29 protein-coding genes are annotated in these 26,307 nt (G+C 70.8%); 14 read left to right on the forward strand and 15 right to left on the reverse strand.

Annotated elements, in window-relative coordinates:
- Positions 1-13: 13 nt before the first annotated feature.
- Positions 14-373 (forward strand): DUF4174 domain-containing protein, encoded by a 360-nt coding sequence (locus HNR00_RS08925; RefSeq protein WP_183568262.1) that lies wholly within the window; start codon positions 14-16, stop codon positions 371-373.
- 58 nt (positions 374-431) lie between these two features.
- Here the strand turns inward: HNR00_RS08925 and HNR00_RS08930 are convergent, their stop codons facing one another.
- Entirely contained in the window at positions 432-947 is a 516-nt protein-coding gene (locus tag HNR00_RS08930; RefSeq protein ID WP_183568083.1) for a hypothetical protein, read from the reverse strand.
- 250 nt (positions 948-1,197) lie between these two features.
- On the opposite strand from HNR00_RS08930, the gene HNR00_RS08935 reads away from it, so the two are divergent.
- Positions 1,198-1,953 (forward strand): phosphodiester glycosidase family protein, encoded by a 756-nt coding sequence (locus HNR00_RS08935; RefSeq protein ID WP_183568086.1) that lies wholly within the window; start codon positions 1,198-1,200, stop codon positions 1,951-1,953.
- Positions 1,954-1,968: 15 nt separating this feature from the next.
- Here the strand turns inward: HNR00_RS08935 and HNR00_RS08940 are convergent, their stop codons facing one another.
- Positions 1,969-3,087, reverse strand: a complete 1,119-nt coding sequence (locus HNR00_RS08940) for an NADH:flavin oxidoreductase/NADH oxidase (protein ID WP_183568089.1) — start codon at positions 3,085-3,087, stop codon at positions 1,969-1,971.
- Between the two features lie 117 nt (positions 3,088-3,204).
- Here HNR00_RS08940 and HNR00_RS08945 point away from each other — a divergent pair, with 117 nt between their 5' ends.
- From HNR00_RS08945 to HNR00_RS08965, 5 genes are all read left to right on the forward strand, one after another.
- Complete coding sequence (locus HNR00_RS08945; RefSeq protein ID WP_183568092.1) at positions 3,205-4,197, forward strand: glutathione S-transferase family protein; 993 nt, start codon at positions 3,205-3,207, stop codon at positions 4,195-4,197.
- A 64-nt stretch (positions 4,198-4,261) separates the two neighbouring features.
- Positions 4,262-4,771 carry a hypothetical protein gene (locus tag HNR00_RS08950; RefSeq protein ID WP_183568096.1) on the forward strand — a complete coding sequence of 170 codons (510 nt, stop codon included), beginning with the start codon at positions 4,262-4,264 and terminating at the stop codon, positions 4,769-4,771.
- A 112-nt stretch (positions 4,772-4,883) separates the two neighbouring features.
- The gene (locus HNR00_RS08955) at positions 4,884-5,804 is read left to right on the forward strand and encodes a thioredoxin family protein (protein ID WP_183568099.1); all 921 of its coding nucleotides are present in this window, start codon (positions 4,884-4,886) and stop codon (positions 5,802-5,804) included.
- 37 nt (positions 5,805-5,841) lie between these two features.
- Entirely contained in the window at positions 5,842-6,513 is a 672-nt protein-coding gene (locus HNR00_RS08960) for an LON peptidase substrate-binding domain-containing protein (protein WP_183568102.1), read from the forward strand.
- Between the two features lie 73 nt (positions 6,514-6,586).
- Positions 6,587-6,793, forward strand: a complete 207-nt coding sequence (locus HNR00_RS08965; protein ID WP_183568106.1) for a Trm112 family protein — start codon at positions 6,587-6,589, stop codon at positions 6,791-6,793.
- A gap of 140 nt (positions 6,794-6,933) precedes the next feature.
- Here HNR00_RS08965 and HNR00_RS08970 read toward each other — a convergent pair whose 3' ends face one another.
- The 7 genes from HNR00_RS08970 to HNR00_RS09000 form a co-directional block, all read right to left on the reverse strand.
- Positions 6,934-7,920, reverse strand: coding sequence for a TIM44-like domain-containing protein (locus HNR00_RS08970; RefSeq protein ID WP_183568109.1), 987 nt, complete (start codon positions 7,918-7,920; stop codon positions 6,934-6,936).
- A 108-nt stretch (positions 7,921-8,028) separates the two neighbouring features.
- Positions 8,029-9,108, reverse strand: coding sequence for an ATP-binding protein (locus HNR00_RS08975; protein WP_183568113.1), 1,080 nt, complete (start codon positions 9,106-9,108; stop codon positions 8,029-8,031).
- A gap of 112 nt (positions 9,109-9,220) precedes the next feature.
- Positions 9,221-9,811 (reverse strand): hypothetical protein, encoded by a 591-nt coding sequence (locus HNR00_RS08980; RefSeq protein WP_183568117.1) that lies wholly within the window; start codon positions 9,809-9,811, stop codon positions 9,221-9,223.
- 158 nt (positions 9,812-9,969) lie between these two features.
- Positions 9,970-10,659 carry a transglutaminase-like cysteine peptidase gene (locus HNR00_RS08985; RefSeq protein WP_183568120.1) on the reverse strand — a complete coding sequence of 230 codons (690 nt, stop codon included), beginning with the start codon at positions 10,657-10,659 and terminating at the stop codon, positions 9,970-9,972.
- Between the two features lie 209 nt (positions 10,660-10,868).
- On the reverse strand, positions 10,869-11,528 hold the full coding sequence (locus HNR00_RS08990; protein ID WP_183568124.1) for a transglutaminase-like cysteine peptidase: 660 nt from the start codon (positions 11,526-11,528) through the stop codon (positions 10,869-10,871).
- Between the two features lie 315 nt (positions 11,529-11,843).
- Positions 11,844-12,455: a PilZ domain-containing protein gene (locus tag HNR00_RS08995; RefSeq protein WP_183568129.1), complete on the reverse strand. Its 612-nt coding sequence runs from the start codon at positions 12,453-12,455 to the stop codon at positions 11,844-11,846.
- A gap of 139 nt (positions 12,456-12,594) precedes the next feature.
- A complete protein-coding gene (locus HNR00_RS09000; protein ID WP_183568132.1) occupies positions 12,595-13,245 on the reverse strand; it encodes a PAS domain-containing protein in 651 nt (216 codons plus the stop codon).
- 391 nt (positions 13,246-13,636) lie between these two features.
- Between HNR00_RS09000 and HNR00_RS09005 the strand changes: the two genes are divergently transcribed.
- The 3 genes from HNR00_RS09005 (at position 13,637) to HNR00_RS09015 (ending at position 16,124) form a co-directional block, all read left to right on the forward strand.
- Positions 13,637-14,452, forward strand: a complete 816-nt coding sequence (locus tag HNR00_RS09005; protein ID WP_183568135.1) for a rhomboid family intramembrane serine protease — start codon at positions 13,637-13,639, stop codon at positions 14,450-14,452.
- Positions 14,453-14,602: 150 nt separating this feature from the next.
- Complete coding sequence (locus tag HNR00_RS09010; protein ID WP_183568138.1) at positions 14,603-15,457, forward strand: transporter; 855 nt, start codon at positions 14,603-14,605, stop codon at positions 15,455-15,457.
- 235 nt (positions 15,458-15,692) lie between these two features.
- A complete protein-coding gene (locus tag HNR00_RS09015; RefSeq protein ID WP_183568142.1) occupies positions 15,693-16,124 on the forward strand; it encodes a CBS domain-containing protein in 432 nt (143 codons plus the stop codon).
- 239 nt (positions 16,125-16,363) lie between these two features.
- On the opposite strand, the gene HNR00_RS09020 is transcribed toward HNR00_RS09015, so the two are convergent.
- From HNR00_RS09020 to folE, 3 genes are read right to left on the reverse strand one after another with little or no spacing between them, the layout of a single operon-like run.
- Positions 16,364-17,422 carry a patatin-like phospholipase family protein gene (locus HNR00_RS09020; protein ID WP_183568145.1) on the reverse strand — a complete coding sequence of 353 codons (1,059 nt, stop codon included), beginning with the start codon at positions 17,420-17,422 and terminating at the stop codon, positions 16,364-16,366.
- Complete coding sequence (hisI, locus tag HNR00_RS09025; protein WP_183568148.1) at positions 17,419-17,835, reverse strand: phosphoribosyl-AMP cyclohydrolase; 417 nt, start codon at positions 17,833-17,835, stop codon at positions 17,419-17,421. The genes HNR00_RS09020 and hisI overlap by 4 nt, the downstream gene beginning before the upstream one ends.
- 10 nt (positions 17,836-17,845) lie before the next feature.
- Entirely contained in the window at positions 17,846-18,607 is a 762-nt protein-coding gene (gene folE / locus HNR00_RS09030; protein WP_488199504.1) for a GTP cyclohydrolase I FolE, read from the reverse strand.
- Between the two features lie 286 nt (positions 18,608-18,893).
- On the opposite strand from folE, the gene HNR00_RS09035 reads away from it, so the two are divergent.
- On the forward strand, positions 18,894-19,352 hold the full coding sequence (locus HNR00_RS09035; RefSeq protein ID WP_183568154.1) for an iron-sulfur cluster assembly scaffold protein: 459 nt from the start codon (positions 18,894-18,896) through the stop codon (positions 19,350-19,352).
- Positions 19,353-19,356: 4 nt separating this feature from the next.
- Positions 19,357-19,686 carry a membrane protein insertion efficiency factor YidD gene (yidD, locus tag HNR00_RS09040; RefSeq protein WP_183568157.1) on the forward strand — a complete coding sequence of 110 codons (330 nt, stop codon included), beginning with the start codon at positions 19,357-19,359 and terminating at the stop codon, positions 19,684-19,686.
- A gap of 159 nt (positions 19,687-19,845) precedes the next feature.
- On the opposite strand, the gene thrS is transcribed toward yidD, so the two are convergent.
- Together thrS and HNR00_RS09050 are read right to left on the reverse strand one after the other, a co-directional pair.
- Positions 19,846-21,873, reverse strand: coding sequence for a threonine--tRNA ligase (gene thrS, locus HNR00_RS09045; protein ID WP_183568160.1), 2,028 nt, complete (start codon positions 21,871-21,873; stop codon positions 19,846-19,848).
- A gap of 113 nt (positions 21,874-21,986) precedes the next feature.
- Positions 21,987-22,778, reverse strand: coding sequence for a hypothetical protein (locus HNR00_RS09050; protein ID WP_183568163.1), 792 nt, complete (start codon positions 22,776-22,778; stop codon positions 21,987-21,989).
- A gap of 104 nt (positions 22,779-22,882) precedes the next feature.
- Here HNR00_RS09050 and HNR00_RS09055 point away from each other — a divergent pair, with 104 nt between their 5' ends.
- Positions 22,883-23,521, forward strand: a complete 639-nt coding sequence (locus tag HNR00_RS09055) for a Pr6Pr family membrane protein (RefSeq protein WP_312886022.1) — start codon at positions 22,883-22,885, stop codon at positions 23,519-23,521.
- 197 nt (positions 23,522-23,718) lie between these two features.
- The gene (locus HNR00_RS09060) at positions 23,719-25,188 is read left to right on the forward strand and encodes a hypothetical protein (RefSeq protein ID WP_210306366.1); all 1,470 of its coding nucleotides are present in this window, start codon (positions 23,719-23,721) and stop codon (positions 25,186-25,188) included.
- A 169-nt stretch (positions 25,189-25,357) separates the two neighbouring features.
- Here the strand turns inward: HNR00_RS09060 and HNR00_RS09065 are convergent, their stop codons facing one another.
- Positions 25,358-26,248: an outer membrane protein gene (locus HNR00_RS09065; protein WP_183568166.1), complete on the reverse strand. Its 891-nt coding sequence runs from the start codon at positions 26,246-26,248 to the stop codon at positions 25,358-25,360.
- Positions 26,249-26,307 lie beyond the last annotated feature (59 nt).

Raw genomic sequence — 26,307 nt, forward strand, 5'->3', positions numbered from 1 at the left:
CGCGACGCTGACGATGGGAGGCGCGGCGATGGCGGATGGCAACCCGCTGGCGCGGTATGTCTGGAAGTCACGCGTGCTGGTGCTGGCCGCGCCGGCGGCGGGCGATCCCCGGCTCGCGGCGCAGCGTCAGGCGCTGGCCTCGGTCCGCACGGGCGCGTCGGAGCGCGACCTCGTGACGGTGGAGGCGGTGGGCGACGGGCCCGAGGCGGTCGCGATCCGTCGGCGCCTCGGTCTGCCGGCGGACGCGTTCCGGGCGGTGCTCGTCGGCAAGGACGGCGGGGCGAAGCTGACCGCGCAGGAGCCGATCCCACCGCAGCGCCTGTTCTCGACCATCGACGCGATGCCGATGCGGCGCGACGAGATGCGGCGCTGACACGCGGAAGGGGCCGCGCGGGGCGGCCCCTTCCTCGATGTCTCGGATCTTTGGGCGCTCAGTAGCAGCGTTCGACCAGGACCCGGCGCGGGCCCCACGGCGTCCAGCGGGTCCGCTCCACAGTGTAGCAGCCGCCACCGTAGCCGTAAGGATCGTAGCCGACGGTGGAGTAGCCGTAGGGGCTGCCGTAATAGCCGCCGTAACCGCCGTAATAGCCGGCGCCGAGGGCGGCGCCCGTCGCGAGGCCGAGACCGAGGCCCAGCCCGACGCCGCCGAAGCCGCGGCGATAGCCGTAGCCGCCGCGGTAGCCGTAGCCGCCGAAGCGCGGCCCGAAGCCGGCCGCCCGGTAACCGCCGAAGCCGCCGCCGAAGCGCGGCCCGAACCCGCCACCGCCGAACCGGCCGAAGCCGCCGCCGAAGCGCGGCCCGCCGAAGCCACCACCCCGGAAGCCGCCGAAGCCACCGCCGTGGAAGCCGCCACCGTGGAAACCGCCGAAGCCGCGGGCGTCGGCGGTCGCCGGGATCATCGCCAGCGCGCCGGCCATGGCGGCCGATGCCAGAACAATCCGTTTCATCGAACCATCTCCAACAGAGAGAGTGAAGTCTCCCCCATGCGCTCAGAACGTTCGGCGCGAGCGGAGGGTTCACGCGAACTCCAGTCCCGAATGCGTGAGTCGGGATGAAAGCGCTGGCTCAATCGTAGTTCGCCGGCCGCTTCGGCGGCTTGAATGCCGCCATGCTTTCGGGCGAGGAGAGGCATCCGCGGCCAAGCCTCGCCCCGAAGAACCCGTGGGGCTGCGCCGATCGACAGGGACCGTGGAACCCGTGACGCGCCTCGCCCTCCTCGCCGCATGCCTCCTCCTGTCCGGCCCGCTCGCGGCCCGCGCCGCCGCGGAGCCGGCGCCCGCAGCAAAGGGGCCGTGCCGCGCGGTGCAGGCGGAGGGGCAGCCCTTCACGGTCTGCACCGTCGATCTGCGGCGCGAGCGGGTCCGGCTGTTCTGGCTCGGGCCGGACGGCTTGCCCTATTCCTCGCTCGGCAGCCTCGCCGACCGGCAGGGCGCCCGCCTCAGCTTCGCAATGAATGCCGGCATGTACGACAAGGGGCAGGCGCCGGTCGGGCTCTATGTCGAGGAGGGGCGCGAGATGAAGGGCGTCTCGACCGCCAACGGGCCGGGCAACTTCCACCTCAAGCCCAACGGCGTGTTCTACGTGAAGGGCGACCGGGCCGGCGTGCTGGACACCGCCCGCTACCTGAAGGCCAAGCCCGCGCCCGATTTCGCCACGCAATCCGGGCCGATGCTGGTGATCGAAGGAAAGATCCACCCGAAGATTTCGGAGGATGGCCCCAGTCAGAAGATCCGCAACGGCGTCGGCGTGCGCGACGACGGGCGCACGGCGATCTTCGCCATCTCCGAGCAGCCGGTGACGTTCGGCGCCTTCGCCCGGCTGTTCAAGGACGCCCTCGGCTGCCGCAACGCGCTGTTCCTCGATGGCAGCGTATCGAGCCTCTACGCGCCGGGGATCGGCCGCTCGGACCTCAGCCGCCCGCTCGGGCCGCTGGTGGGGGCGGTGGCGAAGTAGGCTCTCGCGACGCCCTCATCGTTGCCCGTGGGCCGCATCCTTGAACAGATCCTTGTATTCCCGCGGCTGCGAGCGCCAGTACTGCTTCGGCGCCCGCACCCGGCCGCCGAGTTCGGCCGCCGCGTGCCAGGGCCAGCGGGGATCGTAGAGCATCGCGCGGGCGAGTGAGACCGCGTCGGCCTTTCCCTCCGCCAGGATGGCCTCGGCCTGCGCCGGCTCGGTGATGAGGCCGACCGCGATGGTGGTGAGCCCGGTCTCCGCCTTGATCCGCTCGGCGAAGGGCACCTGATAGCCCGGCCCCAGCGGAATTTTCTGGGCAGGTGAAAGACCACCCGTCGAGACGTGGATCGCGGCCGATCCCCGCGCCTTCAGCGCGCGGGCGAGTTCCACCGTCTGGTCGAGGTCCCACCCCTCCTCGACCCAATCGGTGGCCGAGACGCGCATCCACACCGGCTTTCCCGAAGGCACCGCCTCGCGCACCGCCTCGAACACTTCGAGGGGAAAGCGCATCCGGTTCTCCAGGCTGCCGCCATACTGGTCTTCACGCCGGTTCGAGAGCGGCGAGAGGAACTGGTGCAGCAGGTAGCCGTGGGCGCCGTGAATCTCGAACCCGTCGATGCCGAGCCGCAACGCAAGCTTGGCCGTCGCGACAAAACCATCGCGCACGCGCTTCAGGCCCTCCGCGTCGAGCGCGTGGGGCGCCACCTCGCCCTCGCCATGAGCCAAGGGGGAGGGCGCCTCGGTGCGCCAGCCGTCGGGGGCGTCGGGGGCGATCTGCGCGCCGCCCTCCCACGGCACCCGGCTCGACGCCTTTCGCCCGGCATGGTTGATCTGGATCGCCACGGGAATCGGCGCATATTCGCGGATCGCGTCGAGCACGCGGGCGAGCGCCCGCTCGGTGGCGTCGTCGTAGAGGCCGAGATCGGCCGGCGAGATGCGGGCCTCCGGCGCAATCGCGGTCGCCTCCAGCGTCAGCAGGCCCGCGCCCGATTGGGCGAGCTGGCCGAGATGCGTGAGGTGCCAGTCGGTCGCCGCGCCGCCGCGGGCCGAGTACTGGCACATCGGCGCGATGACGATGCGGTTCTCCAGTTCGAGGTCGTCGAGGCGGAAGGGTTCGAACAGGCGGGCGGGCATCGCGGGCTCCGTGTGTCGGTGGTCGGCATCTGGGGCCGCGCGTCCTCAAGGCCACCCCTGGGCTTCCATCCGCCTCGTCCCCTCCCATGTTCCCGCACGAACGGGAAAGGGCGCGCGATGGGTCTGCTGGTCGACGGGCAGTGGCGGGATCAGTGGTACGACACCGCCAAGACCGGCGGGCGCTTCGAGCGCTCGGCCTCCGCCTTCCGCAACTGGGTCACCGCCGACGGCCGGCCCGGCCCCTCGGGCGAGGGCGGCTTCGAGGGCGAGCCGGAGCGCTACCACCTCACCGTCTCGCTCGCCTGCCCCTGGGCCCACCGCACCCTGATCGTGCGCGCGCTCAAAGGCCTGGAAGACGCGATCTCGGTCTCGGTGGTCTCACCGTACATGCGCGAGGAGGGTTGGGTGTTTCAGCCCGAATCCGAGGGCGGCGTGCCGGGCGCCACCGCCGACGCGCTGTTCGGTTCAAGGCGCGTCTACGAACTCTACCAGCGGGCCAAGCCCGACTATAGCGGCCGCGTCACCGTGCCGGTGCTGTGGGACCGCGAGCGGAACACCATCGTCTCGAACGAATCGGCCGAGATCATCCGCATGCTCAACGACGCCTTCGGGGCCGGCGAGCCGGACCTTTACCCGCAAGACCTCCGCGAGGAGATCGATGCGGTCAATGCCCGCGTCTACGACCGGGTCAACAACGGCGTCTACAAGGCGGGCTTCGCCACCAAGCAGGAGGCCTACGAGGACGCCTTCACCGCTCTGTTCGCCGAACTCGACGCGCTGGAGGAGCGGCTCGACGGCCGGCGCTACCTCTGCGGATCGCGGCTCACCGAGGCCGACATCCGGCTGTTCACGACTCTGGTGCGGTTCGACGCGGTCTATGTCGGCCACTTCAAGTGCAACCGCCGCCGGATCGCCGACTACCCGAACCTGTCGAATTACCTGCGCGACCTCTACGCCCTTCCGGGCGTGGCCCCGACGGTAAATCTCGAGCACATCAAGCGCCACTATTACGGCAGCCACCCGACCATCAACCCGACCGGCATCGTGCCGCTGGGGCCCGAACTCGACTTCGCTGCGCCCAACGATCGCGCCCTGCGCTTCGGCGCTTGAAGCCGGGGCGGCGCGCCCGAGAATCCAGGCCAACAATGACGGCCGAACCGGAGGAAACCGAACCATGACGACCCGCGCCGCCCCCATCTTCGCCCTTCTCGGTGCGCTCGCCGCCGGCCCGGCCGCGGCGCAGCAGGGGGCCGAGATCAAGATGACCGGCCAGTGCGAGCGGCTGGTGATCGGCGGACAGGACATCACCCAGAACTGCAAGGAGCAGCTCGTCAACACGGTCACCCGCGGGCGCACCACCTTCGACTTCGCCGCCTGGGACGGACAGACCCTGAGCTTCAGCGGCGCGGGCGCCCAGCACGAGGCCACCGAGGAGACCGAGCAGCTCCAGCCGATCAGCCTCGTCGTAGCGGGCATGAAGAACGCCGAGGGCATCGTGCGCAGCCCGTCCCCCGCGGTCGGCGCCTGCCGCTTCTCCGCGCCGCAGCCGGGAAAGACCCAGATCGCCTGTGAGGCGACCTCGCAGGGCAAGACCTATGCGGGCACCTTCATCACGGACGTCAAAACGGATTCGAAGGCCGGCGGCGACGGCACGAAGGACGCGAAGGAGGGCGTGAAGCCCTGAGCGGGACACGCCGCCCGCGCGCCCGAAAACCGCTGGTCAGGCCGGGGCCCAGGCCCCATGTAGCGCGTGCGATGCAACGCACGCGACTCGCGTTTTCGACACTGAGGGCTCCATGCTCGACGCCAACCCTGCCGGTGCCCTTGCCGGTGCTCCTGCCGCCGCCGGCCTGATCAAGGACACCACCACCGCGGGGTTCCGGCAGGACGTTATCGCCGAGTCGATGAACCAGCCGGTCATCGTCGATTTCTGGGCGCCCTGGTGCGGCCCCTGCAAGCAGCTCACGCCCGTCCTCGAGAAGGTCGTGAACGCGGCGGGCGGCCGGGTGAAGCTCGCCAAGCTCAACATCGACGAACATCCGGGCGTGTGGCAGCAGATCGGCCAGCAGCTCGGGCTGCAATCGATTCCCGCCGTGATCGCGATCGACCGCGGCCGGCCGGTGGACGCCTTCATGGGCGCGGTGCCGGAATCGGAAGTGCGCGCCTTCGTCGATCGCCTCGCCGGCCCGTCCGAGATCGACCAGATCCTCGAAGAGGCCGCCGCGGTGGCCTCCGCCGGCGACCTCGCCTCGGCATCCGAGCTTTACGCCGCCGTGCTGCGCGAGGAGCCGGCCAACCTCAAGGCCATCGCCGGGCTCGCCAAGACCCAGCTCGAACTCGGCGAGACCGAGAACGCGCGCCAAGTGCTCGCGATGGTGCCCGCCGACAAGGCCGACGACGCGACGTTGGCCGGCGTGCGCGCCGCCCTCGAACTCGCCGACCAGGCCGAGAGCCTGGGCGACCTCGCCGGCCTCCAGAAGCGGATCGAGGCCGACCCCAACGACCATCAGGCCCGGTTCGACCTCGCGCTGGGCCTCAACGCCGCGGGCAAGCGCGACGAGGCCGTGGACCAGCTCGTCGCCATCGCGCGGGCCGACCGCACGTGGAACGAGGACGCGGCCCGCAAGCAGCTGCTCCAGTTCTTCGAGGCCTGGGGCCTGATGGACCCGGCCGCGATCCGCGGGCGCCGCCAGCTCTCGACGATCCTGTTCTCGTGACCGCGCGACGCCCCATCGGCGCGCAGGGGAGACGTTGATGAGTGCGCAGACGAGCCTCAAGTCTCCGGCGGATTGCCCGGCGGTGATCCCGGTCTTCCCGCTGCCCGGCGCTCTGCTGCTGCCGCGGGGGCAGATGCCGCTCAACATCTTCGAGCCGCGCTACCTCGCCATGATCGACGACGCTTTGCGCACCGACCGGATCATCGGCATGATCCAGCCGGACGCGGAGGGCAGCGGCTCAGCCATGGCGCCGAAACTCTACCGGGTCGGCTGCGCCGGCCGGATCAGCCAGTTCGCTGAGACCGGCGACGGGCGCTACCTGATCTCGCTCACGGGGGTCAGCCGCTTCCGGGTCGAGAGCGAGCTCGCCGTCACCACCGCCTATCGCCGCTGCCACGTCTCCTACGACGCCTTCGCCAGCGATTTCGAGCCGCGGGCCGGCGAGGAGGCGGTGGACCGCGCGGGCGTGCTCCAGGCCCTGCGCCGCTTCGTCGAGGCCAACGAGCTGCAGGTCGACTGGTCGGGGATCGAGGAGGCGCCCAACGAAGCCCTCGTCAACGCGCTCTGCATGATGAGCCCGTTCGGCGTGCGCGAGAAGCAGGCGATGCTGGAAGCCGCCGACCTCAAGACCCGCGCCGAGGTGCTGGTCGCGGTGACAGAGATGGAACTGGTGCGCTCCAGCGGCGGCTCGGAGCCGACCCTTCAGTAGACCTTTTGCCGTGGAGGCCCGGGCCTGTTCCGGCTATGGGCCGACGTTTCGTACCCTCAACCCGGAAGGCATCATGTCCGACAGCGCTGTCCCCCCCGTCGAGGCGACCCGGGTCGATCCCCGCCTGCTCGAACTTCTGGTCTGTCCACTGACCAAGGAGGCGCTCGAATACGACGCGGCCCGCGAGGAGCTGATCAGCCGCTCGGCCAAGCTCGCCTATCCGATCCGCGACGGCATCCCGATCATGCTGCCGGAAGAGGCGCGCTCGCTCGCCGAATAAGGGCGTCGGTCCGCCGGTCGCGTGCGCTGCGGGTTTCACGGGCCGCCGTCCGCTCGTCTCGAGGCGTCCCGCAAGAGCGGTCGACAAGAAAGGGGCGCCCGGCTCGCGCCGGACGCCCCTTTCCGTCAGTTCCAAAAAACTCAGCGGCCCTGCTGGATCGCCGAGAGGATCCACGGTCCCTTCGGCTCGCGCAGGAAGGTCCAGAACTCCTTGGCCTCCTGGGCGCCGTTCTCGACGTGGCGGTTGGTGGCCCGCTCGAACACCTCGTCGCGCAGGGAGAAGCGCATGGCGACGGTGGCGTATTCCACCGGGCCCTCGCGCCACGCCTCCGACAGGTCGCCCTGAAGCAGCTTCACGTCGGAGATGCGGTTGACCACGCCGCGGGCGGCGTTGGCGCGCAGCTCCTCCTCGAAGTAGCCGACCATCTCCGGCGTCACGAGGCGGCGCAAGGCGGCGACGTCCTCACGTCCGTAGGCGCCCTGGACCTCGGTGAGGCTGCGCTCGAACGCCTGGAAGTCGTCCGGCTGCACTTGGATCGGCTGCGGGCGGGCGCCGCCCGCGAGGCCGCCGCCCATCGGGTTCATCCCGCCGGCCATGCCGCCGCCCATCATGCCGCCCTGGGGCGGGGTGTTCTGCCGGTCGAGGCCGGAGCGGGCGTAAGGGGCGTTGCCGGCCATGGCCGGCTGCGCGCCCTCGCGGCGACGGCGGAAGAAGCGCACCGCGAACATGATAAGAAGCGCGATCAGGCCGACCTGGAGGATCAGGCCGAGGAACGAGGCGATGCCGCCCAGGCCTCCGGAGAAGCCGGCGCCGAGCAGCGCGCCAATCAGGCCGGCGCCGAGCAGGCCCGCCATGAAGCCGCCGCCGAAGCGCGGGCGGTTCTGGGCCGCCATGCCGGGATTGGTCATGCCGGGGCTCGGGCTCGTCTGCGAGCGCTGCATCGGCGCGCCCATCGTGCCCGGCGAGGTCGCCGTGCCGGCGGGCGGAGCATAGGTCTTCGAGCCGCGGGAGCCGAAGCTCGATCCGCCGCCGCCCGGCCGCGCATCGACGGCCGGTGCCGCGACGGCGAGCGAGGCCACGAGCGCGAGGAGGGTCACGACGCGCTTGGCGCGCGGGGAGGAAGCCATCGGTTGAACCTCGGGTCACCATCTTGAGAGCAGGCGGAAAGCGCCCTCTCGTAGATGGGGACGGGCGAGACGGGTTTTTAGTCCGCTTCCACCGTACTGAGGCGGGTTTCATCCCGCCGCCGGGAAGACGAGGCGCACGGTGGCCCCCTCGCCGGGGCGGCTGTCGAGGGAGATGGTGCCGTTCTGGCGCTTCATCAGCCCGTGGACGATGGCGAGCCCGGCCCCGCGCCCGGCCTCGCGGGTGGTGGCGAAGGGGGCGAGCGCCCGCGCCTGCATCTCCGGCGACAGGCCATGGCCGGTATCCGAGACCGTGACGGCGACGGCGCCCGCGTCCGGCCGCTGCAGGGTGCGGTCGCCGGGCTCGATCGCGAACAGGCGGATGGTGACGGTGCCGTCTCCCGCCATCGCCTCGCAGGCATTGGCCAGGATGTGGCCGAGCGCCAGCTCGACCTGGCTCGGGTTGCACAGGGCCGGCGGCAGGTCTTGGGGAATCGACAGGTCGAGTCGGACGCGCGGCGGCAGGCTCGGGCGCAGCCGGTCGAGGACCGTCCGCACCGCCTCCCCGAGATCGACCGGGCGCAGGTCCGGCGCGATGCGGCGGGAATGGGCCAGCAATTGCCGCGTCAGCACCGCGGCGCGCTCGGAGGCCTCGGTCGAGCGGGTGACGGCGCGCTGGATGAACGGCTCCTGCCGGTCGCCCAGCCGGCGCTTGAGCCCGTCGATGTAGCCGATCAGGATCTGGAGGAAGTTGTTGAACTCGTGGGCGACGCTGTTGGTGAGCAGCCCCAGGGCCTCGCGCTGCCGCGACAGGGCGAGCGCCCCTTCGGCCTCGCGGCAGCGGGTGATGTCGACGATCTGGCCGAGGAAGCGACGGGGTTCGCCCGGCAGCGGAACGACGAAGACCTCGCCCCAGAACGAGGCGCCGCCCTTGCGCCCGAACAGCAGCTCGACATGGACCTCCTCGCCCCGGCCGAGGGCCTCGCGGAGCGGCGACCAGCCGGCATGGTCGGCGTGCCGGCATTCGAGCGCGGCGAGCGGCCGGCCGATCAGGTCGGCCTCCGAAAAACCCGTCAGCGCGAGCAGCGCCGGGTTGGCGGCACGGATCGCCGCGCCGCCCTCGCCCGCCTCGATCAGCAGGGAAGGCAGCGGCAGGAGCGCCGGAAGAGCGTCCTCGGGAAGCGCGGTCATGCGGGCGTGGCTGCCGAAAGCCGGGCCGCGGGAGCCCTGGAAGCCCGATCGATAGCGGCTTTGGCCGCGCGCCGATACCACCCGGCGGCATCGCGCCGGGTTCCGGGGCGCCTCAGCGCTGCCCGCGGGCCGACTTGGTTTCGGCGACCTTGGGGTCCGGCGCCTTGCTCGCCGCTTCGACGGAGAGTTCGCAGGTGTCCTGTTTGCGGGCGAGGCAGGCGCGGATCGTATCGACCATCCGCTCGAGTTCCGGATAGGGCTGCCACGGACCGCTGCTGCAGGTGGTCCGATCATCGGTCAACCGGGTCTTGATCAAGACGCGCTTTTCCTTGGAGAAAATGCTCCCCTCGAGCGACGCCGTGAAGCAGCGGCGTTTCGGTTCGTTCCGGTTCATCAACGACATTACGTTCCCGAAGTCGGAGCCGCGCGCCTTCTCTTCCCGAACCGGGAAACGGACGTAGAACGTGTCCGCCGAAATCGGTTCGACCTCCGCCGGGCCGGCTGCATCCGTCATGTACTGCTTGACGATGCGGGCGGCGACTTGCGCGCGCAGGTTCGACGACCCCGGCTCGGCGGCCGCGGGCGGCAGCGAGGCCGGGACGGCACCCCCCGGCACGGCGGATTGCGGCGCCATCGTCGATTGGCAGGCCGCGAGACAGGACGCGATCAGGACGAGGAAAACGAGACGGGGAACGGCACGCATGATCGTCGGGGCCCACGGCAACTCAGGATTGAGGCCTGAGGGCTATCCGCCACCGGTTCGCACGCCAAGACCGGAAAGGGGCGCGCCGCTCCGAAACGCGGTCGCTGTGCCGCCGCGACCACACCGTCCGTCGTCCGGTCGGTCGAGCGCCGAAACGATCAGCGGTTCGCGGTCGTGACCGGCGAGGCGCCGTTGTTGAGGGTGACCCAGGCCTTGCCGTCCTGGCCCTCGCGCTTGACGAAGGAGTAGCCGGTGCGCTGCCAGGGCAGCACCGCGTTGGTCTTGTTGTCGAGGATCAGGTCGCCCCGGTCGGTGCGCACCATCAGCACCGCGTGGCCCTCGCCGATCTCGTCGATCACCACGGTCATCCGCAGGGCGCGGCGCGGCAGGCGGCGCTCGATCAGCATCCGGCGCTTGAGGAGCTGGATGTCCTCGCAATCGCCGAAGCCGTCGTCCGGAAAATCCCAGCGGTCGACGACGTTCCAGTGCGCCGCATCGGTGATCGGCTTGATGCGGGCGTTGACCCGCCGGTTGACGCTGGTGAGCGCCTGCCACACGGCGGGCGTCAGGGTGACGAGCGCCGGCTCGGAGACGTCGACCGCGCATTCGGCCGGATGGCGGGTGCAGAAGTCGTTCCAGGCGGCGACGGGCCGGGCGGGCGCGCCCTGCTCGGCGGCGGTGCCGGTCTCGGGGAGCGAGGCGACGGTCTGGGCTTGGGTCGAGGCGCCGCCGAGAAGCAGGATGGCGCCGACCAGCGACAGGTGGGCCGCCCGGCGCAGGCGTTGGCCCAGCACCCCGCGGGAGAACGCCGATCCGTCGCCGACGCCCCGAAGCACCGCGTACCGCATGGCCGACCGTCCTGCCGCCCCCGTTTCACGGCGAAGCTTGCACGCGTCCGCGCCGGGCTCAAGACGAAAATGAAGGAATGATGAAGCGCCGACGGCGCTTTCCCGTGTCGCAGCGAGACATCCTCGCGCGGGCTGGCAATCGGGCCACACCGGTGCCTTCCCCTCTCGGTTCATGCGGTGTCGATCCCGACCGAGGGTCGGGATCCTCGTCACCGGTTGGCGGTGGTGACCGGCGAGCTGGCGCCGCCCAGCGAGACCCATGCCAGGGCGTCCTGGCCCTCGCGCTTGATGAAGACGTAGCCGGTCTCGTGCCACGCGGTGACCGCGCTGGTCTTGTTGTCGAGCACGTAGTCGCCGCGGTCGGTGACCAAGGTGAGCACGGCGTGGCCCTCGCCCTTCTCGTCGATCACCACCGTCATCCGCATGGCGCGCCGGGGCAGGCCGGATTCGGCGAGCAGGCGCCGCTTCAGGAGCTGAAAATCCTCGCAATCGCCCGAGCCGTCCTCGGCGAGGTCCCAGCGGTCGGGGCGGCCCCAATGCTCCTGGTCGGTGACCGGGCGGATCTGCCGGTTCACCCGTCGGTTCACCGAGACGATCGTGGACCAGACCGCCGGGGTCAGCGCGATGCGGGCGGGCTCGGCGCGGTCGAAGGCGCACTCATTGGGGTAGGAGCGGCAGAAATCGGTCCAGGCCAGGATCGGCCGGGCCTCGGCGCCGGGCGTGAGGCCGGCGCTGGCGGAGGGCAAGGCGGAGGGAAGAGCGGCCAGGGTCTGCGCCTGGGCGGCACCGATGAGACCGGCGCCGAAGGCCAGGGCGGCGAGCGCCGTCCTCAGTCCGGCCTTGAGAGATCCCGTTTCGGCGTTGCGCATGGCGGCTGTCCTTCGAACGAGGCCAGGATGTCGCCGCACCCCCTCCGCCGCGCTGAAGCCGATGCGCGCAATTTTATCGATTCGCCGCCCACGGCCACGCTCCAACCGGAAGGGCGAACCGGGGCTCAGGGGCGACCGGCGAATCCGCGCTGTCGCATTAGGGGCAGGGAAACCCTGTGGGCCGCGGTCGCGCGGTCGACGCGAAAACGACGAAGGCCCGCGCGCGATGCGGGGCATCGCGGGCGGGCGATTCGTTCGCGTGGGGCAGGCAGCGCCGCCGTCCGGCGGAGGGCCGGGTGCCGGCTCTGACGCCGTTCAGAGCGTGATGCCCTCGTGGAAGCGGTCGGGGGAGATCGGCAGCATGAACTGGGCGCCGATGCCGCCTTCGAAGTAGCGCACCACCCGGCCCGGCGTGGAGCCGACCATCACGGCGGTGCCGATCGGCGGCGTCGTCGCGGTGGCGAGCGCCACGCCCGACATCGAGATGTCGATCACGCGGGCCGGGATCATCCGGCCTCCGTCGAGCCGCAACTGGACTCCCGGATTGACCGGCACGAGGCGCTCATGGGTGCGTCCCTCGGGCAGTCCCAGATTCTCGCGGTTGGCCAGCCACATCAGCTGCGAGGCGATCTTCTCGCGCTTGCGCGGGGTGGCGTTGAGCCGCATCGCGAAGCCGTGCGGGGGATAGCGCGCGATCACGCCCTCCAGCCGACCGATCTGCTCCAGGTAGAGCACCACGCGCTCGCCGACGGCGCCGAGCACGGCGCAGGTCACCCGCACGCCGCCGGGGGACATGTCCACCGTCTGGCACGGATATTCGCGGCGGTCCGACAGCATGTAACGCCCGAGCAGCTCGGCGCGCACCCGCTGATGGCGCCGCTGGTCGACGACGCGGGCGGCGGTCTCGCTGTGGGAGAGCTCGGTCATGGCGGTCCGGCGGTCGAGAGATCAGACATCTCCGATCGATAGGTACCGCCGGCCGGGTTACGAAACACTTGCCTCGACCGCTCAGTCCCGTCGTAGTCGGGTCACAATCTGTTCCGAGGCCGCGGTTTCTTCACCCGGCTCAGATCCCGCCGCGCCCGCCCTCGTGGACGAGGAGGTGGCCGAACCGCACGGGGCGGAAATCGTTGGCCGGCTCGGGCAGGCCCTCGACGAAGTCCCGGGCCGCGGCCTCGTCGCCGGGCGGGTCGAGCACCCGTTGCGACAGCGTCTCGACATGCAGGATCGGGCGGATGCCGAGCCAGGGCGGGATGGTGTGGGGACTGAGCGCGCCGAGCAGGCGCGCCTGCGTCTTGCCGCGATGGCGCAGGGGCAGGAGCACGAGTTCGAGATCGAGGCTCTCGCCGCGGGCGGTGCGGCCGGTGAGGCCCGCCACCATCCCGACCGTGTCGGCGGTGACCGCCTCGACGAGGCGCCAGGGATCGGCATTCACCCGGTCCGCATTCACCCGGTCGGCCTCCGGCCCGACCGCCGCCGCGTCCCACAGCCCGGAGAACGGGCCGCCGCGCAGCTCCCGCCCGAACAGGGCGCAGAGACGGGTGCCGGCGAGCCGCACCGCGCAGGCCCGGCGGGCCGGATCGATCTCGAGGATGAAGCTGTCGGCCAGGAGATGACGGATCTCGCCGGGTTCGATCTCGCCCCGTTCGGGCGCCGAGCGCGTGCCGCGCAGGCGGTTCCAGTAGGCGTGGAGCTGGCGGCTGGTGGGATGCTTCATGGGTGTTCCGCATCGGTACGGTCCGCCCCGTAACGGACCTTTAACGGTTCGGTGCGGGGCGGAACTCGCGTTCCAACCCGCCGCTCACGTCCTTCTGCGCACACCCTATGCTCAACGACCCGACCCCGCGCGGGTAACCCTTCCTTAACCTTAACGGAGGGTTGACGTCCCTCCGGCCTTGCCGCGGACGGGCATCCACGAGACGATCACGGCGTCGAGAGCGATGTCGACGCCATCACTTCGGCCGGGGCCGTCTCGGACCGCCGGCCGCACGGGAGGATCTGTTTCTGAGGTCCTCCCGTGTCTTTCCTCGCGGGATGCGGCGGCGAACCGCGCGGATTCGGCCCTGCCGGGACTTGCGGGGCGGGGCCGGGCGCCGACATGGTGCGGCATGGATGCCTCACCCGACTTGCCGCGACAGGGCCGCGTACCCGTCTTCAACCTGCCGGGGATCGTTACCGCCTCGATCGCGGTGCTCGCCGCCATCCACATCGTGCGCAGCGTCCTGCCGGACGAGCTCGACCTGTCGGTCCTGCTCGACCTCGCCTTCATCCCGGCCCGCTGGACCGCGGCCTTCGATCCGTCGCGGGCCGCCGACATCGTCAGGGCCGCGGGAGAGGCGGTGAGCGATCCCCAGATCGCCGCCGCGCGCCGCGAATTCGCCCGCTACCTCGTCTCCGACCCGTCCGCGATGCCGTGGACCCTCGTCAGCTACGGCCTGCTGCACGGCTCGTGGACGCACCTGATCTTCAACTCGGTCTGGCTCGCGGCCTTCGGCGCGCCGGTGGCCCGCCGCTACGGGGCTTTGCGCTACGGCCTCATCGCGCTCGCCGGGGTCGTGGCCGGCGCCGTCCTCCATCTCCTGTTCGATCCCGACAGCGCGATGCCGCTGGTCGGCGCCTCGGCCGGCATCTCGGCCCTGATGGCGGCGGCCGCCCGCTTCGTGTTCCAGCCGCCGCCGCCCTTCATGGCGGCAGCCCCCTGGCAGTTGCCGCCGCGACCGCCGCTGCAGACGATCCCCGAACTGATGCGCAACCGCACGGCGATGATGTTCCTCGGCATCCTGCTCGCCACCAACCTGCTGTTCGGTCTGATCGCCCTGCCGTTCGGCGGCAGCGACGGGCCGATCGCCTGGGACGCGCATCTCGGCGGCTTCATCGCCGGCTTCTTCCTGCTGCCGCTGATGGAGCCGCGCGGGCGCCGCTGAGGGAGCGGGCGCGAAACCGTGCCCTTTGGGCGACACCCCCCCGGCGGTCGTATCCCTTGATCGATTTTGCCGGCAATAATCCGGTCCGCCATCCGTCAGGACAGTAGGCGCGGCGACGGTCGCCGCGCGTCCGACGGAGCGTAACCCCCGGTGACACGTCGTACCCTCGCCGTCCTCCTGTCCTGCGTCGCCGCCGGCCCCGCCTATGCCGGCTCGGCCGCGCAGCCGGGCCAGACCATCGGCCTGCCCGTCGGCGCGCAACTCCCCGTCGGCCTCTACTTCGTCGACACCTCGAGCTTCGGCGTGCGCGACACCGCCCCCTTGAGTTCGGAGAGCAACGTCAACCTGCCGACCTTCGCTTGGGCGACGCCGTGGACGCTGTTCAACGCCCGGCTCCAGTTCTTCTTCACCCAGCCGGTGGTGGCCTCCAGCACGCGCGGCGCGCCGTACAACAGCGGCATCGGCCAGCCGCTGCTTGCCGGCCAGCTCGCCTGGAACCTCGGCAACGACATCGGGGTCAGCTACCTGTTCGGCGGCTATCTGCCGATCGAAACGCAGTTCCTGACCCAGTCGGCGTCGCTGAGCCACCGCTTCGCGATCAGCTACACCGGCAACGACTGGAACATCACCGCCAACCTGCTCTACGGCCTCTTCCTCGACACGCGCTCGCCGTCCGGCACGCTCTATCCCGACTACATCAACCTCGACCTGACCATGACGAAGAAGTTCGGCAAGTGGCAGGTCGGGCCCGTCGCCTTCGCCTCGACCGACCTGCCGACCGGGGTAGCGAGCGAGCGGCCGCAGGGGCAGATCGCGGTGGGCGGCCTCGTCGGCTACAATTTCGGGCCGGTGAACCTGCAGGCCTACGTCACCCGCGACGTGGTCGAGCGCAATTACGGCGGCCACGAGACCCGCGGCTGGCTCCGGGCGATCGTGCCGCTCTACCAGGACAAGGGCGAGGCGGCGCCCAACCGCACCACGGTGACGCGCCGCCAGTCGCAATAGGGCCGAGCGGATACACCGCGTCGTGGGAACCGGAGGCAGTCCCGCAGGGTCTCCCTGATGCGATTGTGGAAATTTCGTTCCGCATACCCGGCGGCTTGACAGTTTATTTTGCACGAAATGCTGGACAGTGCCGCGGAGGTGCCACACACTCGCCGCATCGGAGGCGGGATCAACCCGCCCCGGATCGCTCTCGCGCCGCGGGGCTGACGGCGCGATCCACAAGGGAGGGGACTTCATGAGCGTTGCACGCATTCTCGCGGAGAAGGGCACGTCCGTCGTCACGGTGCCGCCTCACCGCACCATCGACGAAGCCATCCATCTGCTGGCCGAGAAGCGCATCGGTGCCCTCATCGTCGGCGATTCCGGAGGCCGGGTCATCGGCATCCTGTCGGAGCGCGACGTGATGCGCGCGCTCGCCTGCGACGGTGCCACCGCCTTCGACCAGCCGATCTCCCGCTACATGACCGCCAAGGTCGTCACCTGCACCCGCCGCACCTCGATCGAGGAGGTGATGGAGCAGATGACGGAGGGGCGCTTCCGCCACCTGCCGGTGGTCGAGGACGGGCGTCTGATCGGCGTCGTCTCGATCGGCGACGTCGTCAAGCGCCGCATCGCCGCCGTCGAGGCGGAGCATCAGGCGATGCGCGACTATATCACGATGGCCTGAGTTTCGATCCGATCCGTCGCGCATCCCCTCTCCCCGCTGTGTGGGGAGAGGGCTTCGGCGACCTTGTCGTCGCCGAAGCGAGCCGGCAGGCGAAGGTGAGGGGGCTTATCCGTAGGATGCTCCTCCGTCGAAGCCCCCTCACCCCCGCTACCGCTTGCCGCGCCGACGACGGGGTCGTCGCGGCCCTCTCCCCGCGTGCGGGGAGAGGGGGAGCCGGCTGAAAGTGCCGGATTGATCTTTCAACACCGCGCCGCCGCGCTCTCCATCATGCGCCGGATCTCCGGCAGCGCGGCGCGGCCCGCCTGACGGCCGAGGTCGATCGCGTGTTCCGCGCGGTGGAACTCGAACTGGCCGAACTCGCCGAGCTTTGGCCGGATCGAGACGTCCGGCGGTTCGCCGGCCAGCCGGGCGCGGGAAATCCGGTCCTGGGTGATGTTGAAGGCATCGAGCATCACGCGGGCGACGCCGGGCGCGGTGCGACCCTCCTGGGGAGGTTTCGGCCGGGCGCGGCGGCCCATCAGGCGCCGGCTCGCGCCGGTGAGTAGGGCCCAGCGGCCCCGGCGGCGCACGGTCGCCTCCAGCGTCCGCTCGATCTCCGCCTCGTCGGGCTCGGCCGCCTCTTCGATCGCCTCCTCCGGATCGAGACCGGGGCGGATGACGCGAGCGCGGGGGCGGCTCTCGCAGGCGAGGTTCACGCAGATCACGAGGTCGGCGCCCAGTTCGCGGGCGAGCCGCACCGGCACCGGGTTCACCAGCGTCCCGTCCATCAGCAGGCGCCGCTCGAAGGCGACCGGCGGGAACACGCCGGGAATGGCGTAGGAGGCCCGCACCGCCTCGACCAGCGATCCCCGCGTTAGCCAGACCTCGTGGCCGGTGCCGAACTCGGTGGCCACGGTGGCGAAGGTCAGCGGCAGCGTCTCGATGCTGTATCCGGTCAGTTCCCGCGCGAGCCGGCGGCGCAGGCGCTCGCCCGCGATCAGTCCGGAGCCGGTCAGGCGCGGGTCGATCATCCCCATCACCCGGCGCCGGGTGAGCGAGAGCGCGAAGTCCTTGAGCGCCCCGAGCCGCCCCGCGGCATAGGCCCCGCCGACGACGGCGCCGATGGAGCAGCCCGCGACGACTTCGGGAAAGATGCCGCCCTCTTCGAGCGCCTCGATCACGCCGATATGCGACCAGCCGCGGGCCGAGCCGCCGCCGAGGGCGAGGCCGATGCGGGGTCTGCGGGCGCGGGGGGCGACGGGTTCCACCGCCCCTTCCGGAAAAAGGCGGGGGAGGGGCGCTTGCGCCTCCAGCCTCATCGCTCGGAAGGGGTGAGGAGGACGGCCCCGGTCTCGGGATCGGTCGAGACGGTGCGGTAGAAGCAGGAGCGGCGCCCGGTATGGCAGCAGCCGCCGTCGCCGCCGACCGCGACGCGGATCAGCAGGGCGTCCTGATCGCAATCGACCCGCATCTCGACGATGCGCTGGATCTGCCCCGAGGTCGCGCCCTTGTGCCAGAGTTCGCCGCGGGAGCGCGACCAGTACCACGCCTCGCCGGTCTCGAGGGTCCGCGCGAGCGCCTCGGCATTCATGTGGGCGAGCATCAAGACCTGCCCGTCATGGGCATCGACCGCGATGCAACTCACCAGCCCGTCCGGGCCGAAGCGCGGGGTGAGGCGGGCGCCTTCCTCGACCTCGGCGCGGGGGCCGGGCCTCTCGAACGGCTCGGTCATCGTATCGGGATCAGGCCTTGCCGCCGCGCACGAGCGTCAGGAAGCGGACCTGCTCGCTCGGATCGTCCTTGTAGACGCCGCGGAACTGGGTGGTGATAGTCGAGACGCCGGCCTTCTGCACGCCGCGCATTGCCATGCAGAGATGCTCGGCCTCGATCATCACGGCGCAGCCGCGGGGCTGGAGGATGCTCTCGATCGTGTCGGCGATCTGGGCCGTCATCGTCTCCTGCGTCTGCAGGCGCTTGGCGAAGGCATCGACCACGCGGGCGAGCTTCGAGAGGCCGACCACGCCCTTGACTGGGTAATAGGCGATGTGGGCGAGCCCCATGAACGGCACCATGTGGTGCTCGCAATGGGAGTAGAACGGGATGTCGCGCACCAGCACGACGTCCGAATAGCCCTCGACCTCCTCGAACACGCGCTCCAGCAGCGCATCGGCATCGACTTTGTAGCCCCCGAAGATTTGCTCGTAGGCCTTCACCACGCGGGCGGGGGTGTCGATCAGCCCCTCGCGGGTCGGGTCGTCGCCGGCCCAGCGCAGCAGCGTGCGCACGGCGGCCTCGGCCTCCTGGCGGCTCGGGCGGCCGAGCGCGACCTCGTTCGGCACGCGCTGGGCCGATTCAGGCAAGGGGGCAACATTTGGCGCGATGTTGGCCGGGCCTTCCGGCAAGCCGGCATCGTTGGCGCCGCGCATCCCGTCGAGGCCGACGGCGCTCATCCGTCGCTCGTCGTCGCTCATGCCGTAGGAGAGGGATTTGAGGGCGGCATCCATGGCATCTCCGGCCTTCGCGACACGGGCCTTCATGGTCGTGCTGTCGGGCTTGGCGTACATCGTCGATCCGTCCCGGCGCTCTCGCTTCCAAGTGCCGACGCCCTCGAACGATCCGATTCCGGGGTCAGGGCGTGACCGGGGGTCGACGGGGCCATTCTCGCGAAACGGCTTCGTCGCGCCTATATCGTCGCATTCGCGCCGCCGCGCAATGCACGGCGCGCGCATCCGGCTCCACGTTTCCTTGAGTCGGCTCTCGAACCGGCGCCGGGGTCAGACAAGGTCCGCCATGATCGATGACATCTACAACCGCCGCATCCTCGAACTCGCTGCCGACATCCCCCGGCTCGGTCGCCTCGACGCGCCGGACGCCACCGCCACCGCGCATTCCAAGCTGTGCGGCTCGACCGTCACCGTCGATCTCGCCACCGATTCGGACGGCACGGTCACCGACTTCGCCCACGACGTGAAGGCCTGTGCGCTGGGGCAGGCCTCGTCCTCGCTGATGGCGCGCCACGTCGTCGGATCGAGCGCCGACGAACTCCGGGAGCTGCGTCAGCGGATGCGGGCGATGCTGAAGGAGAACGGCCCGGTGCCCGACGGCAAGTGGGCCGATCTGGCCGTGCTGGAGCCGGTGCGCGACTTCCGCGCCCGCCACGCCTCGACGCTGCTCACCTTCGACGCGGTGGTCGACGCCCTCGATCGGATCGCCGCTGCCAGGGGCTCCGGTTCGCCCGAGGCCGCCTGAATCCATGATTCGTCGGGCGGCCCATCTCGCGATCCGCGGCTACCAGCTCACCCTCTCGGGGCTGGTGGGCCGCCAGTGCCGACACTGGCCGTCCTGCTCCGAATACACCGACGCGGCGATCCAGCGGCACGGGCTCTGGGCCGGCGGCTGGATGGGGTTTTCGCGCATCTGCCGCTGCGGCCCGTTCGGCACCCACGGCATCGACCTCGTGCCGGAGCGCACGCCTCCGGGCGCGGCGTGGCACCGCCCGTGGTCCTACGGTCGCTGGCGCGGCGTCGAGGCGCCGCCGCCGCTTGTGTGCGAGGATTTGGAAGAGCGACGCCGACCGGGCTGATTACGACTCCAGACAAACCCCCTCATCCTGAGATGCGCAGCGAAGCGGAGCCTCGAAGGAGGGCTCCAGGGATCGCGCGATACGCTGGACCCCTCCTTCGAGGCTGCTGTGCAGCACCTCAGGATGAGGGGGAAGGGGGGGAGAAGCGACGAATCGGCGCTACGGCGCCGGCTGCTCCACATGCTGCCCATCGAGCACCGCATCGGTGCTCGGGCGGCTCTCGGCGACGCCGTCCGCCCGGCGGCGGTCCGGGGAGGTCGCCTCCTCGACGAAGGCACTGAGCGCCGCATCCAGCGTCAGCGTCGTGGTCTTCTGGCTGCCGAGCCGGCGCACCGAGACCGTGCGCTCCTCCGCCTCGCGACGGCCCAAAGCCAGCAGCACCGGCACCTTGGCGAGCGAGTGCTCGCGGACCTTGTAGTTGATCTTTTCGTTGCGAAGGTCGGCGTCCACACGGAGACCGGCGCGCTCCAGAACCCGCACGACCTCACGGGCGTAAGGATCGGCCTCGCTGGTGATCGTCGCCACCACGATCTGCACCGGCGCGAGCCAGAGCGGGAAGTGGCCGGCGAAATGCTCGATCAGGATGCCGGTGAAGCGCTCCATCGAGCCGCAGATGGCGCGGTGGACCATCACCGGCGGCTTCTTCTGGCTGTCGGCGTCGATATAGGTCGCGCCGAACCGCTCCGGCAGGTTGAAGTCCACCTGCGTCGTGCCGCATTGCCAGTCGCGGCCGATGGCATCGCGCAGCACGTACTCGAATTTCGGCCCGTAGAAGGCGCCCTCGCCGGGGTTCACCGCGGTGCGGATGCGCCCGCCCGACTGCGCCTCGATCTCGCCCAGCACCCGCGTCATCACGGCTTCCGCGTGGTCCCACAGATCGTCGGAACCGACGCGTTTTTCCGGCCGGGTCGAGAGCTTGACCAGGATCTGGTCGAAGCCGAAATCGGCATAGGTCGAGAGGATCAGCTCGTTGATCTTCAGGCACTCGGCGGCGAGCTGGTCCTCGGTGCAGAAGATGTGCGCGTCGTCCTGGGTGAATCCGCGCACGCGCATCAGGCCGTGCATGGCGCCCGACGGCTCGTAGCGGTGGACCACGCCGAACTCGGCCATGCGAAGGGGCAGGTCGCGGTAGGATTTCAGGCCGTGCTTGAAGATCTGCACGTGGCCGGGGCAGTTCATCGGCTTCAGCGCGAACCAGCGCTTGTCCTCGGCCTCGTCGCCCGCCGACTGGGCCGCGAACATGTTCTCGCGGTACCAGCCCCAGTGGCCGGAGGTCTCCCACAGCGACTTGTCGAGGATCTGCGGCGCGTTCACCTCGGCGTAGTCGCCCTTCAGGCGGCGGCGCATGTAGGCGATCAACTCCTGGAACACCGTCCAGCCCTTGGCGTGCCAGAACACGACGCCGGGGCCTTCCTCTTGGAAGTGGAACAGGTCCATTTCCTTGCCCAGCCGCCGGTGGTCGCGGCGCTCGGCCTCTTCGAGACGATGCAGATACGCGTCGAGATCGGCCTGTGACGCCCAGGCGGTGCCGTAGATGCGCGTCAGCATCGGGTTGGCGGCATCGCCCCGCCAATAGGCGCCCGCGACCTTCATCAGCTTGAAGGCGGTGCCGATCTTGCCCGTCGAGGTCATGTGCGGGCCGCGGCACAGGTCGAACCACGCGCCCTGGCGATAGATCTTCAGATCCTCGCCCGGCGGGATCGCATCGACCAGCTCGACCTTGTAGCTCTCGCCCTTGTCGGCGAAGAGCGTCTTCACGTCGTCGCGCTTCCAGACTTCCTTCGTGAACGGGGCATCGCGCGCGATGATCTCGCGCATCTTCGCCTCGATCTTCGGAAAATCCTCCGGCGTGAACGGCTCCGGCTTGGCGAAATCGTAGTAGAAGCCGTTCTCGATGACCGGGCCGATCGTCACCTGCGTGCCGGGCCAGAGCGCCTGCACGGCCTCCGCCAGCACGTGGGCGCAGTCGTGGCGGATGAGTTCGAGCGCGCGGGGATCGTCGCGGCCGATGAATTCGATGGCCGCGTCCTGCGAAATGGTGTCGTCGAGGTCCTGAACGACGCCGTCGAGCGCCATGGCGACGGTGCGTTTGGCCAGCGACTTGGCGATGCCCTCGACCACGGTCCGGCCGGTCACCGCGGCGTCGAACGCACGGGTGTTGCCGTCGGGGAAGGTCAGGATGGGCATGATCGGACCGTGATCTTTTTGGGGTGCTGCGCCCCGAAAGAGGGCGTCGGCGGGTTTGGGGGACGCGGGTACGATAAGTCAACGACGATTGATGTGGGCCCGCGGCGCGGCGCTCACGGCCGCCAATCGGAGAACCCCGCGACCCGGTGGAGCAGGCGCCGGCCGCGGGCCGCCTCGCCGAAGGGGGCGAGCTCCCAGAGCCAGGAGCGGTCGGGCTTGGGCAGGGACACGCCGTAGAGCAGGTCGTGACGCGCGTGCTCGCGGCCCTCCCGGTCGACCTCGACCTCGTCGAGATCGGTGACGAGGCAGATGCGGGCCGGGAGCGCGGCGAGCGCGTCGAGATGCCCGGCGACGATCCGCCGGCCGAAGGCGTCGCCGTCCGCCCGCGTCCACGACCCGAGGGGCCGGCGCGATCCCTCCAGCCGGGCGACGGGGCGGATCGGCAGCTGCGACAGGAGGTTGGCCGAGATCACCAGCCCGGTCTCCGGCTCGGCGCAGACCGGCGGCAGGCGCGGATCGAGGTCGGCGGCCTCGCCCGTCAGCAGCGCCATGGCCCCGCTCAGATCCTCCGTCAGCAACTCGACATTCGGACAAGTCCGGACGGCGCGGCGCGTCGCCAGCGGATGCACGGCATCGACCAGCACGACCCGCCGGAAGTGTTTCGTGAGTTCGGCGAGCGGCACGTCGTCGAGGAGGCCGGAGCCCAGCACGACCGCCGTGTCGCGCCGCGGGCAGATCCGGATCGCCTCGCTCATCACCGCCCGGCTCGCCGCGAGATGCGGCGCCCAAGCCGCCCGGCAGCGGCGCGCCCGCGATTCGAGCCAGATGCTGTCGCGCAGGTAGCCGAGCCGGCGCTGGGCGGCCGGGGCGGGCGTCGCGAGAGAGCGGAGGAGGTCGAGGAGCACGGGGGGATCGGCCGTGACGGGGGCCGGCCTGTCAAGGCGGGTTGCGCGCCTTGGGGCGTCATCGCCGGGTCGCGAAGCGGCGGCAGAAGCGGCATGGTCCCGCCGTGACGACGCCTGCGCCGATGCTCTCCCCCTCGATCCGATGGGCCGCCGCCCTGATCGGGTTCTGCGCCGCCTTCGGCGTGTCGGTCGGGTTTTGGGGCGTCTACGGTCGGACCGGCTCCGTGCCGGCGGCGATCTCGATCATGGTCGCCTATTTCACGAACCTCACCGGCCTCCTCGTCGCGGTGGTCTTCGCCGGGCTGGCGCTGGGCCGGCCCGCCTTCGCCCATTCCCGGCTCGTCGCCGGCACGGCGCTCGCCACGCTCCTCGTCGGGCTGGTCCAGCGGCTGCTGCTGCAGGGCCTGCGCACCCTGCGCGGCGCCGATCTCGCCGCCGACATCCTGCTGCATCAGGTCGTGCCGGTGCTGGTGCCGCTGTTCTGGCTCGCCGTCCTGCCGAAGGGGCGGCTCGGCTGGCGCGATCCGCTGCTCTGGGCCTGCTACCCGCTGGCCTACCTCGCCTGCACGCTCCTGCGCGGAGCCTTCGGCGCACGCTATCCCTATCCGTTCCTCGATGTCGGCAAGAGCGGCTGGGGGTCGGTTCTCGCCTATGCGGGGGGCATCGCGGCGGCCTTCCTCGTCGTCGGTTGGGGCGTCGTCGCCCTCGACCGGGCCCTCGCCCGGCGCCGCGAGTCCGCGTGAGCACTCCACCACGGCGCGACCGTGCAACCGTTTCCCCTTCTTGTGAATTGCGGCCCCGGTTGCGTGCCTTCCTGAGGCCCGCCCCACGCCCTAGTTTCCCTGACGTGTCCCGGTCCAGCTTGCCCATCCTCTCGCTTTCACCCTGCCGTGGCCCGGCCGTTTCCGTCCGGCGGGGGGCGGCGGCGCTTGCCGTCGCCTTGCTCGCCGGCCCGGCCGGCGCGGCGCCGAAGGGCAGCGCCGCCTGCTACGCCACGGGCGGCGGCGCGCTGGAAATCTGCCGCTCCGACGACGAGGCCGAAGGCGTCTACGCCCTGCCGCCGGCCTGCCGCTTCGTTCACGACGTGCAGATCCTGCGGCTCAAGGATGCCGGCCCGCCGGGGCCCCTGCAGGTGATCTATCGCGGCGAGCCGCCCCGCAAGGAGGGCCGCCGGGGCGAGGATGCCTGCCCGGCCGACCTCCAGGCCGACGACCCCGCCGCGGGCGGCTCGGTGCGGATCGGCCGTCAGGTCGAGGCGCTCGCCACCGTCCTGCCGCAGGCCGATCCGCGCTTCGTCGGCGCCGCCGTCGAGGGCGCCGCCCCCGCGCAGGCGCGCCAGAAGCCGCGACGCAACAGCCGCGAGAGCCGGCGCGCCCGCCGCGACGCCCGGCGGGAGGCCAGGGAGGCGCGCGAGCAGGGCAAGATGACCTTCAAGCCGTGGCCCGCGGTCAACGAGGGCGACGCCTCGGGCAGCGCCATGATGGTGGCCGGGCGCGACTGGGCGGGCGATCCCTATTACGCGATCCTCACCACGGCGACCGAGCCGGTTGAGGGCGGACATCGCCGCGTCCTCGTCCAGGCCCGCACCTACGACTTCCAGGGCCTCGACCTGCGCGTCGAGGCCGAGCCCGGCACCGCCTGGATGCCGTTCGGCGGGCCGCCTCAGGCGGAGGAGGGGCGCGGACGCCGCCGCGGCGGCCGGCGGGCGGAAGGCATGCCGAAGCCCGCGCCCGTGCTCGACGAGACCGGCAAGGCGATCACCGGCCATTGCGCGGCGCCGGGCTTCGAGGCCCGCGGCCTGTCCGGCTCGATCAGCATGGTCGATCGCACCTATCACTACTTCTACACCGACGTGCTGCCCGCCGATTGCGGCGCCCCGGTCGGGAAGCGGCGCATGGGCCTCTACCTGCGCACCAGCCGCGATCCGCTGGCCGAACGCACCTGGAGCGCGCCGACGACCCTGCTCGAAGGGCTTCCCGCCGACACCCTGGTGCGGGTCGCCAAGGCCCGCGGCATGGACCGCTGGGCGGTCGCCTATTCCTGCTCGCGGCCGGTCACGGTCTCGGGCGGCCCGATCGCCGACATCTGCCTGCACTACACCGCCGACCTCTCGCCCGGCAGCATCAGCGCTCTGACGCTGTTTTCCGATCCGGTCGCGGCGGGTCATTCCACCGCCTATCTTGGCCTGCGCTCCGGCGGCGACGCGCTCGGCCGCGTCACCCGCGACGGCTTCGGCTGGATGACGGACCGCTACGGCAACCTCGAGACGCCCGGCCTCTACCCGGATAAGGGCGGCTTCCTCACGTGGCTCGACCGAAGGGCGCCGCGGGCCGACGGGGGCGACGCCTCCTCGCTCTACGGGCGTCCGGTGTTCTGGGCGACGTGGAGCGTGCGGGCGAAGGCGCCGTAGGCCGACGACAACGGTTCAACCCACCTCTGCCTGCAGGATGCGGGCGCTCTCATCCCCACAGGGGGAGGGGACGGCTCACCCCTCGGCCGAGCCTCCTTCGAACAAACGTTCAAACAAAAAAGGCGCCCGGCGGTGAAGCCGGACGCCCTCTGTTCGTCGTGCGAAAGGCTCAGTATGAGCCGAACTTGTAGTTGATGCCGGCGCGGACGATGTCGCCCTCGGTGCGCACCCGCGTCTGGGTCGCCGCGACCGGCGTGCCGGAGGCCGGGATGGTGTCGTAGAAGCCGGTCACGTTGCGGCTGCCGAGATCGAAGTGCAGGTACTCGACCTTGAACGTCACCGCGCTCGACCGGAAGAAGTTCAGGAAGTTGTCGGTCGGCAGCGCGTATTCGATGCCGCCGCCATAGGCGTAGCCGGTCAGGAACTGGTCGTAGCCGCCTGTGACGCTCGCGATCGGGCCGGTGGAGAAGGGAGGAGCGCCAGCGAAGGTGTAGCCGATGTTGAGTGTCGACGCGTAGGTGGACTGGCCGTAGGCGAAGCCGCCGGTCCCATAGACGAGCAGCCGGTCGAAGGCGTAGCCGATGCGACCGCGAACGGTGCCGAGGAACGACAACTCGCTGCGGCTGGCCGAATCGAGGTTGATGTTGACGGTGGTGCCGATGATGTCGTTCGAAGCCGCGTTCCGCCGCGTCAGGTCGGTATAGGCGGCGTCGGCCTCGACGCCGATCACGAAGCCGGAGCCCGGCGTGAACTGGACGTTGTAGCCGATCTGGCCGCCACCGGTGAAACCGCCGGAATCGCCGCGGCCGGTGCCGGTCCCGAGCGCCGCGAGGTAGTCGGCGGACGGGATCGGATCGGTGATCAGGCCCACCGCCGTCTCGCGGCGCCGGTCGCTCCAGGCGTAGCCGGCATTGAAGCCGGCGTAGAAGCCGGTCCAGGTGAAGACGGGGACGGGGGTGAAGACGGGCGGCGGCGCGGCGCGGCGCGGCAGGTCGGCGGCCTGGGCCGCGCCGACCGCCAGCAGGGACGCGCCCCCCGCCAACAGGAACTTCTTGAACATGGTGAAATCCAGCCTTGGTTCGAGGGCACGGTCCGGGCCGGGGCGGCGGGGCCGCCCCG

The sequence above is a fragment of the Methylorubrum rhodinum genome (genome assembly GCF_014199935.1).
Taxonomy (GTDB): domain Bacteria; phylum Pseudomonadota; class Alphaproteobacteria; order Rhizobiales; family Beijerinckiaceae; genus Methylobacterium; species Methylobacterium rhodinum.

Excerpts from the sequence above, each read along its gene's own strand:
- HNR00_RS08925 (WP_183568262.1), top strand. The coding sequence starts at position 14 with ATGGGAGGCGCGGCGATGGCGGATGGCAACCCGCTGGCGCGGTATGTC.
- HNR00_RS08930 (WP_183568083.1), bottom strand. The coding sequence starts at position 947 with ATGAAACGGATTGTTCTGGCATCGGCCGCCATGGCCGGCGCGCTGGCG.
- HNR00_RS08940 (WP_183568089.1), bottom strand. The coding sequence starts at position 3,087 with ATGCCCGCCCGCCTGTTCGAACCCTTCCGCCTCGACGACCTCGAACTG.
- HNR00_RS08945 (WP_183568092.1), top strand. The coding sequence starts at position 3,205 with ATGGGTCTGCTGGTCGACGGGCAGTGGCGGGATCAGTGGTACGACACC.
- HNR00_RS08950 (WP_183568096.1), top strand. The coding sequence starts at position 4,262 with ATGACGACCCGCGCCGCCCCCATCTTCGCCCTTCTCGGTGCGCTCGCC.
- HNR00_RS08955 (WP_183568099.1), top strand. The coding sequence starts at position 4,884 with ATGCTCGACGCCAACCCTGCCGGTGCCCTTGCCGGTGCTCCTGCCGCC.
- HNR00_RS08960 (WP_183568102.1), top strand. The coding sequence starts at position 5,842 with ATGAGTGCGCAGACGAGCCTCAAGTCTCCGGCGGATTGCCCGGCGGTG.
- HNR00_RS08965 (WP_183568106.1), top strand. The coding sequence starts at position 6,587 with ATGTCCGACAGCGCTGTCCCCCCCGTCGAGGCGACCCGGGTCGATCCC.
- HNR00_RS08970 (WP_183568109.1), bottom strand. The coding sequence starts at position 7,920 with ATGGCTTCCTCCCCGCGCGCCAAGCGCGTCGTGACCCTCCTCGCGCTC.
- HNR00_RS08975 (WP_183568113.1), bottom strand. The coding sequence starts at position 9,108 with ATGACCGCGCTTCCCGAGGACGCTCTTCCGGCGCTCCTGCCGCTGCCT.
- HNR00_RS08980 (WP_183568117.1), bottom strand. The coding sequence starts at position 9,811 with ATGCGTGCCGTTCCCCGTCTCGTTTTCCTCGTCCTGATCGCGTCCTGT.
- HNR00_RS08985 (WP_183568120.1), bottom strand. The coding sequence starts at position 10,659 with ATGCGGTACGCGGTGCTTCGGGGCGTCGGCGACGGATCGGCGTTCTCC.
- HNR00_RS08990 (WP_183568124.1), bottom strand. The coding sequence starts at position 11,528 with ATGCGCAACGCCGAAACGGGATCTCTCAAGGCCGGACTGAGGACGGCG.
- HNR00_RS08995 (WP_183568129.1), bottom strand. The coding sequence starts at position 12,455 with ATGACCGAGCTCTCCCACAGCGAGACCGCCGCCCGCGTCGTCGACCAG.
- HNR00_RS09000 (WP_183568132.1), bottom strand. The coding sequence starts at position 13,245 with ATGAAGCATCCCACCAGCCGCCAGCTCCACGCCTACTGGAACCGCCTG.
- HNR00_RS09005 (WP_183568135.1), top strand. The coding sequence starts at position 13,637 with ATGGATGCCTCACCCGACTTGCCGCGACAGGGCCGCGTACCCGTCTTC.
- HNR00_RS09015 (WP_183568142.1), top strand. The coding sequence starts at position 15,693 with ATGAGCGTTGCACGCATTCTCGCGGAGAAGGGCACGTCCGTCGTCACG.
- HNR00_RS09020 (WP_183568145.1), bottom strand. The coding sequence starts at position 17,422 with ATGAGGCTGGAGGCGCAAGCGCCCCTCCCCCGCCTTTTTCCGGAAGGG.
- hisI (WP_183568148.1), bottom strand. The coding sequence starts at position 17,835 with ATGACCGAGCCGTTCGAGAGGCCCGGCCCCCGCGCCGAGGTCGAGGAA.
- folE (WP_488199504.1), bottom strand. The coding sequence starts at position 18,607 with ATGGATGCCGCCCTCAAATCCCTCTCCTACGGCATGAGCGACGACGAG.
- HNR00_RS09035 (WP_183568154.1), top strand. The coding sequence starts at position 18,894 with ATGATCGATGACATCTACAACCGCCGCATCCTCGAACTCGCTGCCGAC.
- yidD (WP_183568157.1), top strand. The coding sequence starts at position 19,357 with ATGATTCGTCGGGCGGCCCATCTCGCGATCCGCGGCTACCAGCTCACC.
- thrS (WP_183568160.1), bottom strand. The coding sequence starts at position 21,873 with ATGCCCATCCTGACCTTCCCCGACGGCAACACCCGTGCGTTCGACGCC.
- HNR00_RS09065 (WP_183568166.1), bottom strand. The coding sequence starts at position 26,248 with ATGTTCAAGAAGTTCCTGTTGGCGGGGGGCGCGTCCCTGCTGGCGGTC.